At 64.7% G+C, this 14,852-nt stretch carries 15 protein-coding genes and 1 pseudogene; 7 read left to right on the forward strand and 9 right to left on the reverse strand.

All coding sequences use genetic code 11. From position 1 onward, the window contains the following. Positions 1-517 (forward strand): RpnC/YadD family protein (locus ACTCB7_RS06980; RefSeq protein ID WP_463006089.1); only part of this gene is annotated, 517 nt, incomplete at its 5' end. A gap of 139 nt (positions 518-656) precedes the next feature. Here ACTCB7_RS06980 and ACTCB7_RS06985 read toward each other — a convergent pair. The 4 genes from ACTCB7_RS06985 to ACTCB7_RS07000 all read right to left on the reverse strand — a co-directional run bounded on the left by ACTCB7_RS06985 (position 657) and on the right by ACTCB7_RS07000 (position 4,432). Beyond that, complete coding sequence (locus tag ACTCB7_RS06985; RefSeq protein ID WP_463006090.1) at positions 657-893, reverse strand: hypothetical protein; 237 nt, start codon at positions 891-893, stop codon at positions 657-659. Next, on the reverse strand, positions 890-1,246 hold the full coding sequence (locus ACTCB7_RS06990) for a hypothetical protein (RefSeq protein ID WP_463006091.1): 357 nt from the start codon (positions 1,244-1,246) through the stop codon (positions 890-892). The genes ACTCB7_RS06985 and ACTCB7_RS06990 overlap by 4 nt, the downstream gene beginning before the upstream one ends. A gap of 85 nt (positions 1,247-1,331) precedes the next feature. Then, complete coding sequence (locus tag ACTCB7_RS06995; RefSeq protein ID WP_463006092.1) at positions 1,332-2,537, reverse strand: FliC/FljB family flagellin; 1,206 nt, start codon at positions 2,535-2,537, stop codon at positions 1,332-1,334. A 179-nt stretch (positions 2,538-2,716) separates the two neighbouring features. Beyond that, positions 2,717-4,432 carry a PilZ domain-containing protein gene (locus ACTCB7_RS07000; protein WP_463006093.1) on the reverse strand — a complete coding sequence of 572 codons (1,716 nt, stop codon included), beginning with the start codon at positions 4,430-4,432 and terminating at the stop codon, positions 2,717-2,719. 84 nt (positions 4,433-4,516) lie between these two features. On the opposite strand from ACTCB7_RS07000, the gene ACTCB7_RS07005 reads away from it, so the two are divergent. Next, positions 4,517-4,969 carry a DUF2835 domain-containing protein gene (locus ACTCB7_RS07005; protein ID WP_463006094.1) on the forward strand — a complete coding sequence of 151 codons (453 nt, stop codon included), beginning with the start codon at positions 4,517-4,519 and terminating at the stop codon, positions 4,967-4,969. A gap of 108 nt (positions 4,970-5,077) precedes the next feature. Next, the gene (locus ACTCB7_RS07010) at positions 5,078-7,645 is read left to right on the forward strand and encodes an EAL domain-containing protein (protein ID WP_463006095.1); all 2,568 of its coding nucleotides are present in this window, start codon (positions 5,078-5,080) and stop codon (positions 7,643-7,645) included. A gap of 18 nt (positions 7,646-7,663) precedes the next feature. Here ACTCB7_RS07010 and ACTCB7_RS07015 read toward each other — a convergent pair whose 3' ends face one another. From ACTCB7_RS07015 to ACTCB7_RS07035, 5 genes are all read right to left on the reverse strand, one after another. Beyond that, a complete protein-coding gene (locus ACTCB7_RS07015; RefSeq protein WP_463006096.1) occupies positions 7,664-8,719 on the reverse strand; it encodes an asparaginase in 1,056 nt (351 codons plus the stop codon). Positions 8,720-8,765: 46 nt separating this feature from the next. Beyond that, a complete protein-coding gene (locus tag ACTCB7_RS07020; RefSeq protein WP_463006097.1) occupies positions 8,766-9,980 on the reverse strand; it encodes an MFS transporter in 1,215 nt (404 codons plus the stop codon). A gap of 17 nt (positions 9,981-9,997) precedes the next feature. Beyond that, complete coding sequence (locus ACTCB7_RS07025) at positions 9,998-10,552, reverse strand: hypothetical protein (protein WP_463006098.1); 555 nt, start codon at positions 10,550-10,552, stop codon at positions 9,998-10,000. A gap of 151 nt (positions 10,553-10,703) precedes the next feature. After that, positions 10,704-11,318 (reverse strand): CBS domain-containing protein, encoded by a 615-nt coding sequence (locus ACTCB7_RS07030; RefSeq protein WP_463006099.1) that lies wholly within the window; start codon positions 11,316-11,318, stop codon positions 10,704-10,706. 71 nt (positions 11,319-11,389) lie between these two features. After that, on the reverse strand, positions 11,390-11,893 hold the full coding sequence (locus tag ACTCB7_RS07035; RefSeq protein ID WP_463006100.1) for a hypothetical protein: 504 nt from the start codon (positions 11,891-11,893) through the stop codon (positions 11,390-11,392). Between the two features lie 218 nt (positions 11,894-12,111). Between ACTCB7_RS07035 and fliD the strand changes: the two genes are divergently transcribed. The 4 genes and pseudogenes from fliD to ACTCB7_RS07055 form a co-directional block, all read left to right on the forward strand. Next, a complete protein-coding gene (fliD, locus tag ACTCB7_RS07040) occupies positions 12,112-13,509 on the forward strand; it encodes a flagellar filament capping protein FliD (RefSeq protein WP_463006101.1) in 1,398 nt (465 codons plus the stop codon). 28 nt (positions 13,510-13,537) lie between these two features. After that, positions 13,538-13,933 carry a flagellar export chaperone FliS gene (gene fliS, locus ACTCB7_RS07045; RefSeq protein ID WP_463006102.1) on the forward strand — a complete coding sequence of 132 codons (396 nt, stop codon included), beginning with the start codon at positions 13,538-13,540 and terminating at the stop codon, positions 13,931-13,933. A gap of 5 nt (positions 13,934-13,938) precedes the next feature. Next, complete coding sequence (locus ACTCB7_RS07050) at positions 13,939-14,301, forward strand: flagellar protein FliT (protein ID WP_463006103.1); 363 nt, start codon at positions 13,939-13,941, stop codon at positions 14,299-14,301. After that, positions 14,298-14,852, forward strand: a pseudogene (locus tag ACTCB7_RS07055) (flagellar hook-length control protein FliK); the annotation flags it as partial. The gene ACTCB7_RS07050 and the pseudogene ACTCB7_RS07055, both read left to right, overlap by 4 nt.

The raw sequence follows: 14,852 nt of genomic DNA on the forward strand, positions 1-14,852 counted from the left end.
GGAACCGCCGGCCTTCCTGCGGGTCTATCAGCCGCACCTGCGTTACTATCTGATCGACGAAGGGCGCTATACTGCCGAGGAACTGGACCGGCGCCAGACACCGCTGAGCGGCGTGTTCAGCATCGAGAACGCATCCGCGAGCCGCGAGGCCTTGCAACAGGCCGTCGACCGGATCGTGGCGATCATCCGGAATGATCCCCACAAGGAACGCACGGATGCCATCATCACCCGCTGGTTGAAGCGCCATCTGCAATGGCTGGGGGCCGGCGTCAACCTGGAGCGGCTCAACAGTCTGGTGGAGGATAGAGACATGCTGGCAGAGAATCTTGAGAACTGGGCGAAGAAGGAACGCATGGAAGGGCGCCAGGAAGGCGAGCAACTCGGCGCCGAGAAGACGAAGCGACAGACGGCCCGTAACCTGATCCAGCTGGGCGTGTTGACGGATGAGCAGATTGCGGCGGCGACAGGCCTTGCGCTGGCCGAGGTGCATGCCCTGCGTGCCCAGGACAAGCACTGACCCTCGCCTTCCCCCTGTTTCCGCCGCGCAAACACGAGGGTGGAGCGCTTTCGTGAATGAATTCGCTCCCACAATGCGCTGTCCATGGGAGCCATGAATCTGGCAGGGCGGGTTTCCGGCTCGCGCCTGACTGTCTGCATTATTCGCCCCTCTTCAACATCGCCCGGGTGTGCCGGCGCTGTTCATTGACGGCCTTCGTGTAGATCTCGTGCAGCTGCCGGTAATCGTCGTCCATGGCCTCGTCCATGCCCTCGTCCATGCCCGTGGCCTCGAAGCGTGCCATCAGGGCGCGGGTTTCCTGAATGAGGCATTCGTGCTCCTCGACCAGCCGCTGGCACTCCTCGGCGGAGAGTGCGCAAAGGTCCTCCTCCGTCATGCGGTCTGAAACGCCCTGACGCGCTCATACAGCGTGCGGGCGCTCTGCAGGGCGACGCGCTCGTTGGCGTCCAGAGAAAGCTGCACGTCGTTCCGGCCCTGCGGGGCATTCATGGCCCGGCGAATGGCCACTGCGTGGCGCTTCATCAGGCTGTCCAGGTTGAGCCGAATCATGGTGATCTCCAGCTCGAACTCCTGCTTGAGCAGGGTATGACGCTGCCGTTCGGCGGTACTGGTCGCGGCCTCGATCTGCTCCTGCAGGGCGGTGTGAATCAGCGACTCGGTGGCCTCGAGCCGGGGGAGGATATCGTGGACCAGGGTGCTGGCCGGGAGCGTTGCGGAAGTGTCCGGCATGCCGATGCTCGCATCAATTCAGAAAAGAAAACGGGGCCTTTCGGCCCCGTCGGTACTTGCGGTGTCAGCCGGGCTGACGAACCGCTTAGCGCAGCAGCGACAGCACGGACTGCGGCAGCTGGTTGGCCTGCGAAAGCACGGAGGTGCCGGCCTGCTGCAGGATCTGGTTCTTGGTCATACTGGCCACTTCCTTGGCGTAGTCGGCATCCTCGATGCGTGAGCGAGCGGCAGATAAGTTGGTTTGAGTCGTGCTAAGGTTGGTGATTGCGGAGTCAAACCGGTTTTGTATTGCACCCAAGTCGGATCGAAGTGTATCAACCTTTCCCAAAGCTTTGTCGAGGGTGGCCAACGGGTCTTTAGTAGTTCCTGAAGAGAGTTGGTCGACGGTGAAGTCCGCGGTATCCACTGTGAAGTCTGCTGCAGTTGGTGCAGTGGTTGTGTCGGCAGTTTGAGGGTCTACTGACATATAAATGTCGTAGTTTCCTGGGGTGCTAGAATCTTCAGTGAAGCCAAGTTCTGCCATCTTGGCTTTATCAGCAGTATCAGTTACACCGGTCAATGTTGTTTTTACGAACCAGTTATTGTTATCATCTGAAACAACACTTGAGCTAGCACCTGTCGGCGCTGTGCCAAGGCCGAGCTTGGATTGCCAGTCAGCCGCGGCACCATTGGTCACAGTGACTGTAGCGCTTGTAACTGCTGTTTTGTCGCCATATGCTTCTTTGGCAGCGGTGGCGTCGATCGCGCTGGTTGTTCCCACCGGTCCGCTAACGTTAAAAGTTCCTAACTCCAAAGATGTGGAGTCAATTTTTTCCAAATTGATGGTGATGGCTTCGCCATCATTAGCACCGACTTGAATGTTTAGGTCTTGGTTGCTTGCCAGCACCTTGACACCGTTAAAATCGGTTTGTTCAGAGATGCGGTCGATTTCAGAAAGGCGCTGACCGATTTCAGCTTGGATGGACTTTCTGTCTTCAGAAGAGTTAGTGTCGTTTTGAGCTTGAACTGTCAACTCGCGAATGCGTTGCAGGTTGTCGTTGACCTGATTCAGTGCACCTTCGGCAGTCTGAGCGACGGAGATGCCATCGTTGGCGTTGCGCTGTGCTTGATTAAGACCTGTAATTTGCGCAGACATGCGGTTGGCGATGGCCTGGCCAGCGGCGTCGTCCTTGGCGCTGTTGATGCGCAGGCCGGATGAGAGGCGCTCCATGGCGGTGGTCAGATTGCTCTTGGAACTGTTCAGGTTCTGCTGAGCGATCATCGAGGTGATGTTGGTATTAATGACTGCCATTTTGGTGTTCCTTCCTTTTCTACCTTCGACAAGGTCTTGAGGCTCCAGCGGCGCGCCGGGAGTCCGGCCTGGCCACCGCAACGGCGCCGTTGGCCGTTACCCCAGTTATCGACCGCTTGCCGGGAAGCTTTAGGGTGGTGGAAGGATTTTTTGCTGGGGCTGGTGGCTCGGGCCCGGGCCTACCGGGCGATGGCGTACTCCGCGGGATTGACGATGCCTTCGAGCTTGCCGATCTGGTCGAAGTCGGCGCTGGAGATGATCACGTCCATCGAGGTGTCGGGGAAGCGCAGGTTCTTGACGATGTGCACCTGGCTGGGCATGCCCTTGAGGTCCACGCTGACGACCCAGGCCAGAAAGCCGTTGGCGAACTTCGCCAGCTTGCCGATGGGATAGAGCCCGTAGGTCTGGATGTATTCCACCAGCATGGTGCGCTCGAAGCCGTGGGCGCGTTCGTTGACCCAGCGGTAGGCGTCGATGGGTGGCTTGGGCGACATCTCGTTGCGCGCGTGGGTGAGCTTGTCGACGGCCTTGGCCACGGCCATGTAGCGGGCGATGTCGGAGAGCTGCTCGGCGGTCTTGCCGGCCGGGTAGCCGCTGCCATCGAGGCGCTCGTTGCAATTCTCGATCACGTCGCGGCAGATGCTGCTGGGCTGCCAGCCCACGGCCTGGAGCTTGTCCAGCAGTGCCGTGACGTGTCCCTGCAGCAGGGTCTTCTGGGCGGGCGTCATGTAGATCTTCAGCGAGGGCAGTTCGCGGCACAGCAGCAGCGACTTGCCCATCACATGCAGCAGGGCGCCGACCATGGCCTCGCGGGTCTTGCTGACCAGCGGCGGGTTGGTGAGCATGTAGTCGGCCAGGTGGACGGCGGTCTCGATGGAGTGGCGCACCCAGTCCGGGGCGCTGTTCAGGTAGGAGAGCGCGTAGAGCAGCTGCTTACGGTCCTTGGTCAGCAGGTAGATCAGGGTGTCGGCGCAGTCGTAGACCATCTCCTGAGGGAAGCGATTGCGGTTCTTCAGGAACATCAGCGACAACTGCAGGCGTTTCGATATCTCGCGCACGCCCTGCACCATGGGCGGCAGGCGTTCCGCCTTGATGCGCTCGCGTCGCGCCTTGCTGATGGCCTGGCGCTCCTTCTCGCCGGCGATGAACAGCGGCGAGGTGGCGAACTCCATGGGTTTCAGGCCGGTGCGGCGGGCGGCTTCGCGCTCGCATTCATTGACGAAGTGGGTCAGGTCCTTCTGGACCTCCGGGGCGACGTCGAGGAACTGCACGCCCACCGCGGCCTGCAGGGAGCCGCCGAGCGGGCGGATATGGCGGATGCGTGCGCGGGTGGCGAAGCCCTGGCCGTTGGGAAATTCGACATAGAGCTCGGGCAGCTCCTGCTCGACAGCCAGGGTGGTGCAATCCTCGATGGCGATCTCCAGCAGGCAGCCGCCGATGGAGAGGTTCTTCAGCTGGGCGGCGAGGGAAAGCTCCTCTTCATAGACCACCACGGTGGCGCGGGCGCGCATGCCGAGCACTAAGGGAATGCGGATGCTGCCGCGCTCCTCCTTGACGAAGACCGACTCCGGCAGCTGGCAGCGAATCAGGTAGCTGTCCCCGGTCTTCTTGAGCACGGAGGCCTGGATCTTTTCCAGGCTGAGTACCTCGGGCTCGTCCTCGTCCTTCTGGATTTCGATATCGAAACTGACCTTGCCGTTCCAGATATACTTGTCGAGCTTTTCCTGATCGATTTCGGCGCGCAGCAGAACCTGGCCGCTAGAAACGTCAACGCTTTGTATCGTGGCGGTAACGGATTGTGGCTCGTACTTCGACACAATGTAAGCGGCGTGTTCCTTGTCGAGAATCGATTCGACGGCATACGCCAGGCTGTTATGTTCCGACAGTGATGACATGCCCCTTGCCCCCGCTTTTCATGCTTTTTATACCCTGAAATATCAGGCCGGTTTGACGCCGCGTCAATGTGAGGTTTCCCGTATTTGCGGGACATTCAAAAAAAGTATGGTGACTGCAAACCGGTTCTGGAAAAACCCATGGAGGCGCCGCGGTGTGGGCCGAATCATCGTGCTGATGTTGACCCGTCGTTGAGTGAAGATGGTGCTTTTTCGGGTATTATCGCATGGCCGTGGGCACATCCGGCAGTGTTTTTTTGGCGGGGCAGGCCCGTGAAGCTGTCAACAAAAGTGCGGTGGAGGCAAGAAATCGGTTTGCCAAGTGTTGATATTTTTCTCCAACTGAGCGCGGAGGCGTGCCTGGCCCATTACCAGGGGGCTGTGAAGGTAGTGCATGCGCGCAGCATGGACGGGCGGCGCGTCGCTTTTCCGGCTCAGGCGCTGCGGCAGGTGGTAACGCGCGACGGTGTGAATGGGCGTTATCGCCTCTTCTATACCGACGATGGGCGCTTTCAGTCGCTGGTCCCGCTGCATGGCTGATAGGCTTGCCGCAACAGCGCCGTTATCACGCGTTCCCCCATCATTCGTCATGAGATCCATCGTGTCGCCCGGGTGCCCCGGTTCGACGGATGGCCGAGAGGTATCTTGATGGCCACAGAGCTGCGCTGGCTGGACGCTCAACAGACTATTCACGAGATGATTGCTCGGCAGGCGCCGCTGGCGGATATCCTGGTTGCCGTGGCGAATTGGGCGGGGCTGATCCTGCCCGGTGCCTTGGTCTCCATCATGCGCTATGACGCCGCGACCCGGACCCTGAGCCTGGTTCCCGGGACGTCGTTCTCGGCCGATTACGTGGCGGCGCTGCAGTATGCCGAGATCGGCCCCGAGGCGGGCAGCTGCGGCAGTGCGGCGTATCATGGGCGGCTCACGATCACCGAGGATATCCATGAGGATCCGAAGTGGGCGGCCTATCGGGCGCTGGCCGATCGCGAAGGGCTGCGGGCCTGCTGGTCGATGCCCGTGCTTTCCACGCAAGGCGAGCTGCTGGGCACGTTCGGCGTCTACCATCGTCACCCGGCGGCCCCCACCGAGCAGGAGTGCCAGCGCATGCAGCAGGCGGCGGCGCTGGTGGCGCTGGCCGTCATCCGGGATCGTGAGGCGCGCGATCAGCGTTCCGTGGCGGCGCGGTATCAGGCGCTCTATTCCCAGCATCCGGATGGGGTTTATGAGTTCGATACACGCGGCCGTTTTCAGCGTTGCAATCGAGCGCTGGAGCGGATCACCGGTTATCCCGAGTCGATGCTGCTGGGCCGGCATTTCCAGGAGTTCGTGCTCGACGCATCCCGGGAGTCGACCCAGAACCATTTCGACCGGGCGCTGGGCGGCGAGGTGCGGTATTACGAATTGGTCGCGGTGCGGGCGGATGGCAGAACCCGTGATCTGGAAGTCACCAATTTTCCGATCGTGGTGGAGGGCGAAACGGTCGGCGTGTTCGGCATCTGCCGGGACATTTCGGCCCGCAAGGCGCGAGAGGAACGCCTGCGCCTGCTGCAGCGGGGCATCGAGGACACGCCCAATGGCGTGGTGATGGCCGATGCCACCCAGCCGGATCTGCCGCTGACCTATGTCAATCGCGCCTTTACGGCGATGACCGGTCATGCGCCCGAGGATGTGCTGGGCAAGAACTGCCGCCTGCTGCAGGGGGGCGATACCGACCCGGAAACGGTGGCGCGGATTCGCCGGGCAATCGCCACGCACAGCGACGTGCAGGTGGTGTTGCGCAACTATCGGCGCAACGGCACGCCGTTCTGGAATCAGCTTTCCATCGCTCCGGTACTGGACGAGCAGGGCCGCTGTACGCATTTCATCGGCGTCCAGCAGGATGTGACCCGGCAACGCGAGCAGGAGGCGCGTCTGGCGTTTCAGGCAAGCCACGACACCCTGACCGGATTGCCCAACCGGGCTTCCCTCGAAGCGCGGCTGGATCATGACTATCGGCAGAACCAGCAGCGCGAGGCCCTGCTGATTCTGATGATCATCGACCTCGATGATTTCAAGTCGGTCAACGACGGGCTGGGCTACGAAGCGGGCAACCAGCTGCTGGTCTCGGTGGCGCGCCGCCTGCAGGAATTCCTGGGTGCGGGGGACACGCTGGCGCGCCTGGCCGCCGACGAGTTCGCCCTGCTGATGCCGGGGCTGCCCAACGAGGCCGAGGCGATCGCCTTTGCCGAGTGCGTGCTGGAGGCGCTGACACAGACCTTCACGGTGGCCGGCCAGCGCCTGCATATCAGTGCCAGTATCGGCATCGCCAGCAATCAGCAAGTGCTCGAGCAGGCCCACGACCTGTTGCTGCACGCCAACCTGGCCACGCAGCAGGCCAAGCGCCAGGGGCGCAACACCTGGCAATGGCATGCCGGCGGGGCGGACGAGGATGTCAGCGAGCGGGTGCGGTTGCGGCGCGACATTCAGGAGGCGATCGAACTCGGCCAGTTCGAGCTGCACTATCAGCCGATCGTCGAGGCGACGAGTGGGCGGCTGTGCAGTGTGGAGGCGCTGGTGCGCTGGCGCCACCCCGAGCGTGGCATGATCTCGCCCGGGGTCTTCATCCCGCTTGCCGAGCAGACCGGGCAGATCATTGCGCTCGGCCGCTGGGTACTGCGCCGGGCGTGCCATGACATGGCGGCGCTCAATACCGAACGAGCATGCGTATTGCCGGTGGCGGTGAATATCTCGCCACTGCAGTTTCGGCGCCAGGGGTTCCTGGCGGAGGTGGAGCAGGCGCTGGTGGACAGTGGCCTGCCGGCCGACCAGCTGGAGCTGGAAGTGACCGAGGGGGTGCTGATGTCCGGTGCCGAATCCGCCATCGCGTTGCTGGGCGAGCTGCGCGCCCTGGGCATCCAGATGGCGATCGACGATTTCGGTACCGGCTTTTCCAGCCTGAGCTACTTGCGCGACCTGCCGATCACCAAGGTCAAGCTAGATCGCGCCTTCATTCAGGACATCACCACCAAGAGCGACAATGCCGCCATCGTTCAGGGGGTGATCACCATGGCGCATCACCTGCGGCTGAGCGTCGTGGCGGAGGGCGTGGAAACCGAAGCGGAGCGCCAGGACCTGGTGCGCCGGGGCTGTGATCGGCTGCAGGGCTTCCTGTTCGCCCGCCCCATGCCGCTGGCTGAACTGCGCGCCCTGCCGGCGCGCCTGCCCGTGGCGTAACCGGCGGCCGGGGTGGCTTCAGCGCTCGCCGACCAGCGGGGTCACAAATCGCCGCCTCCGCTCGGTCTCGTCGAGCGGTTGGGCGGCGAGGTGGACCAGCTTGGTCAGGGCGGCTTCGGGGGTCATGTCGGCGCCGCTGAGCACGCCGGCGTCGCGCAGCCCCTGGCCGGCGGCGTAGGCACCGATCGTCACCGGCCCCTGCGGGCACTGGCTGATGGCGGCCAGCAGCTTGCCTTCGCCGCTGGCCGCGGCCAGTACCTCGAGCAGGGCCGGGTCCTCCGGGCAATTGCCGCTGCCCCAGACTTCCAGCACTGCGCCGTGGAGGGTGTCGTCCTCCAGCCAGCGCGCGACCAGCGAGGCGGTGATGCCCGGCCACAGCACCAGACGGACCACGGGCGCGGCACCCAGGGCGGCGTAGTCGGGCAGTTCGAAGCGGGGCAGGCCGCGCTGCTGGGCGTCCAGGCCGCGCCCGGGATAGAGCACGGGGTGGCCGTCGACCACCTCGCCGAGCAGCGGGTAGTTGGGGCTGGCGAAGCCGTCGGCGGCGCGGGTGTCCCACTTGCGGGTGCGCACGCCGCGGTACAGGGCCCCGCCGAAGGCGACGGCGACCTCCTGGAGGGTCGGCAGGGCGGCGAAGCGCAGGGCGGCTTCCAGGTTGTTCAGGGCGTCGCTGCCCGCGGCTTCGAGCGGGCGCTGCGAGCCGGTCACCACCACCGGGCGGTCGATACCCTGCAGCTGGTAGGCCAGGCTCGCGGCGCTCCAGGCTAGGGTGTCGGTGCCGTGGATGATGATGAACCCGGCATAGTGGCAGCCATCCAGCGAGCCGTCATAGGCGGCGGCCAGCGTCCGGGCCAGCGTCTGCCAGTCCGCCGGGGTGGCGGCGCTGGAGTCGATGGGGCGGGGCGTGGCATGCACGACGAAGTCGGGCAGCGAGGCACGGCGTTCCGGCGGCAGGGTGGCCAGGGCGGCATGAATGCGCCGCTCGATATCGCCACCCGGGACCAGCCCGCGCTCGCTCTCGCGCATGCCGAAGGTGCCGCCGGTGTAGAGAATCAGCAGGGGAGCGTCGTTCATGAGGGGCCTCGCTTGGGGTGGGTTGGGCCGTGAATGGCGGTTGCGTTCACTGATGGCGGGTGATCAGTCGGCCGTGCTCGTCGAGATCGAGCTGCCGGCGCCGCCCGGCGAGCAGGGCACACAGCGCGGCGGCCACCACGAAGCCCAGCAGGGCCAGGGTGATGACGGTCAGGTTGTCCGTTCGCCCGATCAGGATGCCCACCAGCAGCGGTCCGAGGGCGGCGATGGCGTAACCGATGCCCTGGACCATGCTCGACAGCTTGCCCGCCAGCTGTGACGTGGCGCTGCGCAGTACGATCAGCGTGAGGGCCATGCTGAAGCTGCCCCCCTGGCCGAGGCCGAGCAGCAGAACCCCGGCCCAGCGCCATTCCAGCGGTGCCTGCAGCAGGGTGACGATGCCGGCGGCGGTGCTGGTCAGCAGGATCAGGATCGTCGGCCGCTGGTCGCGCCCCAGGCGGCCCAGCCAGGGGGCGCCCAGCGCCGTGATCAGTTGCCCCATGACCGAGGCGGCCAGCAGCCAGCCGGCTTCCGCCTCGCCGAGGCCGCGTTTCTGCAGCAGGGTGGGCAGCCAGCCGAAGACGATATAGGCCAGCGCTGACTGGCTACCCATGTAGCCGGTGACCTGCCAGGCCAGCGCCTGGCGGGTCATGCGCACCCGGGGGCCGCGGCGTGGTGCATTGTCGGTGGCCGGCCACGGATGCGGCATTCGCCAGCGCCAGGCGATCAGGGCCAGCAGGGCGATGCCGGCCCAGCTGCCCAGCGACAGGCGCCAGTCCCCGAAGGCGTCGGCCAGCGGGACGCTGAAACCGGCGCCCAGCGCGCCGCCCAGGCACAGGGCCATGGTATAGATGCCGGTGACGATATCGGCGCCGGCAGGAAGCTCGCGCTTGACCAGCGCCGGCAGCAGGGTGCCGGCGATGCCGATGGCGGCGCCGGCGCCGATGGTGCCCAGATAGAGCAGTGGTGTGCTGGCGTTGGCACGCACCAGCAGCGAGGCCGCCAGCAGCAGCAGGGCGAAACTGAGGGTGCGTTCGGCCCCCAGGCGTTTGGTCAGCCAGGGGGCGAGCGGCGCGAAGAGCCCCAGACAGAGCACCGGCAGGGTGGTGAGTATGCCGATGGCGCCGGCGGTAAGCCCCAGTTCCTGCTGGATGCGAATCAGCATGGGAGCCAGCGACGACAGTGCCGGACGCAGGTTGAGCGCGACGAGAATCATCAGCGCCAGAAACGGCAGCATGCGGCGCCAGGAAAGCGAACGGGACATGAGAAATCCTTGGTCGGTCAGTCGTCCCGGTGTGACGGGGATGATGGGGCGGGCGAGGAAGACGGCGAGCGGGACGAGCGTTCGCCCTTTTGACCGGAGCGCACGGGCTCGGGCGGCGCCGACAGGGCTTCGAGCCCGTAGAACGCAGTGGTCTGGCGGGGCTGTTCCGCCTTGGCGCGAATGGCGCTGACATCCTCGGTGCTGACCCAGTGTGTCTGGCCGGCGAGGGGGCTGCGCTGGACCGTCAATGTGCCGTCGTGAAGCCAGCAGCGCTGCGGCGTCCAGGCGACGTGCCACAGGCGCTCCTGCCAGCGGGCCGTGCGATCGTCGATCAGCGCCAGGCGAGATTCGGGAATCAGGGCGGCGAACTGGCGGGCATTGAGCAGCTGGCCACTTTCCTGCATATGCACGGCGCCCTGGAAGCGGCCGGACTCGAGGGTGGCTGCGTCGGCATCAGCAGACTCGATGCGGCCGCGGCCGCACAGGTGCAGCAGATGGTTGTCGATCTGCTTGACCACCCAGACCGTCAGCCCGGGGTTTCGCCTGCGCTTGAACCAGTTGCCGAATGCCAACGTCGAGACTCCCTGCGTGTAAAGATGGAAACGAGTCGCCTCCCGCATGGGCGTTGCCCATCGGCATTATATCGGCTGGGCGGGGTGTTGTCAGAGCGGGGTTGCCGGGGCGGCCGTGCCGGACCGCGAGCGGCCCGGCACCGGTTGCGGCTTACAGGCTGTGGCCGAGCACGACCTGGCAGATGGCGGAGAAGCTGCGGGCCTCCGGCGGGCGGTCCAGGGTGATACCCAGGGCGCGGCCGACGTCGGCGGCGGAGATGAGGCCGCGCACGGCGGTGCCGCCCTGGGCGTCCGGTTCGGTGATCAGCAGGTGCTGGTCGCCGAAGGCGCGCAGCGCCTCGACCAGTTCGCCGACGCTGATCTTCTCCAGCCGGGCGAGAGGCAGGGCGTGCAGCTCCTCGCGCGGGGTCTGGACCATCTCGACGGTGACTTCGTCACGGTCGACCTGGTGCTGGTGCATGGCCAGGGTGATGCGGCGGCCGCCGATCAGCTCGCGGGCATTGACCACGCCGGTCAGGTGCCCGGCGGCATCGAGCACGAACAGCAGGCGCACGCCGCCCTGCTTCATGATCTCGAGTGCCTGGGTGATCGAGTGGGAGGCCGGGATGGTAAAGGCGCCGGTCTGGGTGAAGTCGGTCAGCAGGGCCCGGGCGGGGCTGTCCATGGTCAGGCTGGCGACGGCCTGCGGGCGGCGAATCGTCACGCCGGCGTCGAGTGTTTCCAGTTGCAGCGCAGGGCGAGTGGCCGATGGCGCGATGGTGGTCATTCAGAAGCCTCCTGTGTCGGCTCGTGTCATGTGAGTCGGTGCGAAGCCCAGGGCGGTGACGGATGCTGGTATCAGTGCATGTAACGTGTCAGGTCGCCGCGCACGCTGTCCAGAAAGGTCACGAAATGCGTGTCGCGATCGTCGTCGACGCGGTCGATGCGGCAGCCCAGGGCCATATCGCGTTGGACCAGAATTTCATCGAAAATTTCCAACGTCAGCTTGGCGACGGTGGCCTCTTGCGGCTCGACGGCACCCTGTTCCAGCGTGAAGGTCTCGAGCAGGGTGGCGCGCACGCGCGTGGTGCCGCCCTCGGTCAGAATGCGCCGCACGAACAGCCAGCCCTCGCAGCCCAGGGCCGGGCCGTCGTCATGCTGGCGGCGGAACAGCGTGCGGTAGCAGGCGCCCTCGGCCGCCCCTTTCTCCGCCATGCTGCGATACCCCTGGGTCACGCGCGAGGCCATGGCACCGGCGCTGGCCAGCTTGCGCAGTGCCGCGCGGTGTTCGCGCTCCAGCTGGTCCTGTCGGTTGAAGCGTTGCCAGCGTTGATAGTCGGCGAAGAGGGCGTTCGCATCCATGGTAAACCTTCCTTGTTGGCGGGTGTCGGCGTCGCCGGACGTCGGGCCGTTCATGATGTCGCAGCCGCGGGCTCGTGGCCAGTGCCGCAAGTGTCCGCAGCGCTAAAGTTTCGGCGTGCGCGGCCGATAGGGCGAAGTGACAGCCGAAAACCGGCCTATTCCCGCGCTCGCGGCGCCGGCAGGGCTGGTACAAAGGGCGCAGATATCAGGGGGCATAGATGGCGAGCATATCTTCCTTGGGCATTGGGTCTGGCATGGACCTTAACGGGTTGCTGGATCAGCTCAAGTCGTCGGAGCGGCAGCAACTCACGCCGATTACCCAGCAGAAGTCCAGTTACCAGGCCAAGATTTCCGCCTACGGCAAGCTGGAGTCGGCGCTGGAAAAATTCCAGACGGCGGCGGCCAAGCTCAACGATGCCAAGACGTTTCAGCCGGTTTCCACCAAGATGACCGGTGATGGTCCTGAAGTGTCGGCCGATACCACGGCCGTACCGGGTACCTACTCCATCGATGTCAGCAACCTGGCCCAGGCGCACTCGCTGGCCAGCGGGGGGTTCACCGACATCACCAGCAACCAGGCTTCCACCGCGACGACGATCACCATCGATCAGCCGGGTGTCAGCGGTTCGAGCTTTGATGTGTCGATCGATCCGGCCAGCAGTTCGCTGGGGGATATTCGCGATGCCATCAACGCCGCCGATGGCGGTGTCACGGCCTCCGTGATCAATGACGGTACCAGCAATCGCCTGGTGCTGACGGCCAAGGAGACCGGGGCGGCGTCGGCCATGACGGTCACGGTAAACGGCGATGCAACGCTGGACAGCAAGCTGTCCTTCGACCCCGCCAATACCACCACGAACGGCATGACGGAGCAGGTGGCGGCCCAAGACGCCTCGCTGACCGTCAATAACATCCCCATTACCAGTGCCTCGAATCAGGTGGAGGGTGCCATTCAGGGCGTGACACTCAACCTGACGCAGGAAAGTGCCAATGCCACGACGGCCTCGACACTGTCGGTGACCCGCGATGAGGGGGCCATCGCCGACAGCGTTCAGTCCTTTGTCGATGCCTACAACTCGGTGCAGAAGACCATCGGATCGCTGTCTTCCTTCAACAGTGAAAATGGCGATGCCGGCATCCTGCTGGGCGATGGCACCTTGCGCTCCGTCGAGACGCAGTTGCGCCGCACCCTGAGTGATGGCGTCTCGGGCGGGGGGTACAGCATGCTGTCCGACGTGGGGGTCGAGCTTCAGCTCGACGGCACGCTGAAGGTGGACAGCGACAAGCTGAATGGGGCCATCAGCAATGACCTTCAGGGTGTACAGCGCTTTTTTGCCGGGACGGACAGCGCGGATGGCCTGGCCGATACACTGGACGCTTCGATTTCACGGATGCTCGATGACAAGGGCGTCCTGAACAACGCCACGAGTGGGCTGAAGAAGAGCATCGACGGGCTGAACGAGCAGTATTCGCGCACCGAGGACCGGATCAATTCCACCATCGCGCGCTATCGCAAGCAGTTTTCGCAGATGGATTCCCTAGTGTCCCAGATGAATTCCACCATGAGCTATCTCTCTCAGCAGTTCTCGGCAATGAACGCCCAGCTGGGAAAGTGAGATAGGTAAGAAGCAGGAGAAATAATCCATGAGTGCGATGCGTGGTGCAAACGCCTATGCGCGGATGGGGGTCGAGACCGGTGTCATGTCGGCCAGCCCGCATCAATTGATTGTCATGCTGTTCGACGGGGCGCAGGCGTCCCTGCGGGCGGCGCGACTGCACATGCAGCAGGGCAATGTCGGCGAGAAGGGCAAGGCCCTCTCGAAGGCGATCGATATCGTCAACAATGGCCTGGCCGCGGCGCTGGACCATGAGAAGGGCGGCGACGTCGCGGCCAACCTGGCGTCCCTGTATGACTATATTGTTCGCCTGCTGATGCAGGCCAACCTGCACAATGATGAGCAGCGTATCGATGAAGCATCAGCGCTGCTCGAGGACATCGCATCGGCCTGGCGTGAGATCGCCCCCCAGGCGAGGAGCTGAACCGCATGATGGCGGCAAGAGATGTGCTGGCAAGCTACGAGCAGCTGTTGCAGCGCTCGGCAAGGATGCTGGACCTGGCCCGTAATGGTGACTGGCCGGAGCTGGTCGAGGAGGAGTCCGGGTACGTGGTGGCCGTCGAGACGATCAAGCGTCTCGAGGCCGACTGCGTACTCGAAACCCCCGAGGCCCAGCGCAAGGCGGAGCTGCTCGAGCGGATTCTCGAGCAGGATGGCGAGACGCGCCGTCATCTGGAAACGCGGCGCGACGAGTTGGGGCTGCTGATCGGTGATCAGCAGCGCCAGCGCCAAGCCAGCCAGGCCTATCGCAGCGGCAGCCAGGTGGTGCAGATGTCGCCGAGGTCGCGGTGAGTGGCGTCATCACGCCGCTGATCGATACCCTGCTCCATCAGGTGCTGGGCAAACGGGGCGACGCCCCTGTGGTCCGCAATGCGGCCGAGCCGGTCAGGCCGTTGGCGCCGGAGTCGGCATTGCGAGCCCTGCACAGCGATTCGCGCCTGGAGCCCGGGCGTGCCGGTGGCGCAATGCCTCAGCCGGGGGTATCCCCGGCTGCCGGCAAGCCCGGTGAACAGCCGCAGGCGCTGTTGCCGTCATCAACAACGACCCGTTTCAGTCCGGCGGCGCGTACCATCGCTGACGTGCTGCTGAAATTCCCCGCCCCGCCGTCGGTCATTCGCCCGGCGGCGCCATTGTCGGCCTCCGGTAGCGCGTTGGGTGCCGCCCAGCTGGCCCCGCAGCTTCAGGCCGGCATCGAAAGCAGTGGCCTGTTCTATGAAGCGCACCTGGCGCGCTGGTTTCGTGGAGAATTGTCGCGCGGGATGCTGTTGCGCGAGCCGCAGATGCAGTTTGCGCCGCGTTTGCCGGCGTCAGCGGGCGAACCGTTGGCTGCGACGTCCGGGGGG

Source organism: Modicisalibacter sp., from assembly GCF_055145905.1.

Excerpts from the sequence above, each read along its gene's own strand:
- ACTCB7_RS06985 (WP_463006090.1), bottom strand. The coding sequence starts at position 893 with ATGACGGAGGAGGACCTTTGCGCACTCTCCGCCGAGGAGTGCCAGCGG.
- ACTCB7_RS06990 (WP_463006091.1), bottom strand. The coding sequence starts at position 1,246 with ATGCCGGACACTTCCGCAACGCTCCCGGCCAGCACCCTGGTCCACGAT.
- ACTCB7_RS06995 (WP_463006092.1), bottom strand. The coding sequence starts at position 2,537 with ATGGCAGTCATTAATACCAACATCACCTCGATGATCGCTCAGCAGAAC.
- ACTCB7_RS07000 (WP_463006093.1), bottom strand. The coding sequence starts at position 4,432 with ATGTCATCACTGTCGGAACATAACAGCCTGGCGTATGCCGTCGAATCG.
- ACTCB7_RS07010 (WP_463006095.1), top strand. The coding sequence starts at position 5,078 with ATGGCCACAGAGCTGCGCTGGCTGGACGCTCAACAGACTATTCACGAG.
- ACTCB7_RS07015 (WP_463006096.1), bottom strand. The coding sequence starts at position 8,719 with ATGAACGACGCTCCCCTGCTGATTCTCTACACCGGCGGCACCTTCGGC.
- ACTCB7_RS07020 (WP_463006097.1), bottom strand. The coding sequence starts at position 9,980 with ATGTCCCGTTCGCTTTCCTGGCGCCGCATGCTGCCGTTTCTGGCGCTG.
- ACTCB7_RS07030 (WP_463006099.1), bottom strand. The coding sequence starts at position 11,318 with ATGACCACCATCGCGCCATCGGCCACTCGCCCTGCGCTGCAACTGGAA.
- ACTCB7_RS07035 (WP_463006100.1), bottom strand. The coding sequence starts at position 11,893 with ATGGATGCGAACGCCCTCTTCGCCGACTATCAACGCTGGCAACGCTTC.
- fliD (WP_463006101.1), top strand. The coding sequence starts at position 12,112 with ATGGCGAGCATATCTTCCTTGGGCATTGGGTCTGGCATGGACCTTAAC.
- fliS (WP_463006102.1), top strand. The coding sequence starts at position 13,538 with ATGAGTGCGATGCGTGGTGCAAACGCCTATGCGCGGATGGGGGTCGAG.
- ACTCB7_RS07050 (WP_463006103.1), top strand. The coding sequence starts at position 13,939 with ATGATGGCGGCAAGAGATGTGCTGGCAAGCTACGAGCAGCTGTTGCAG.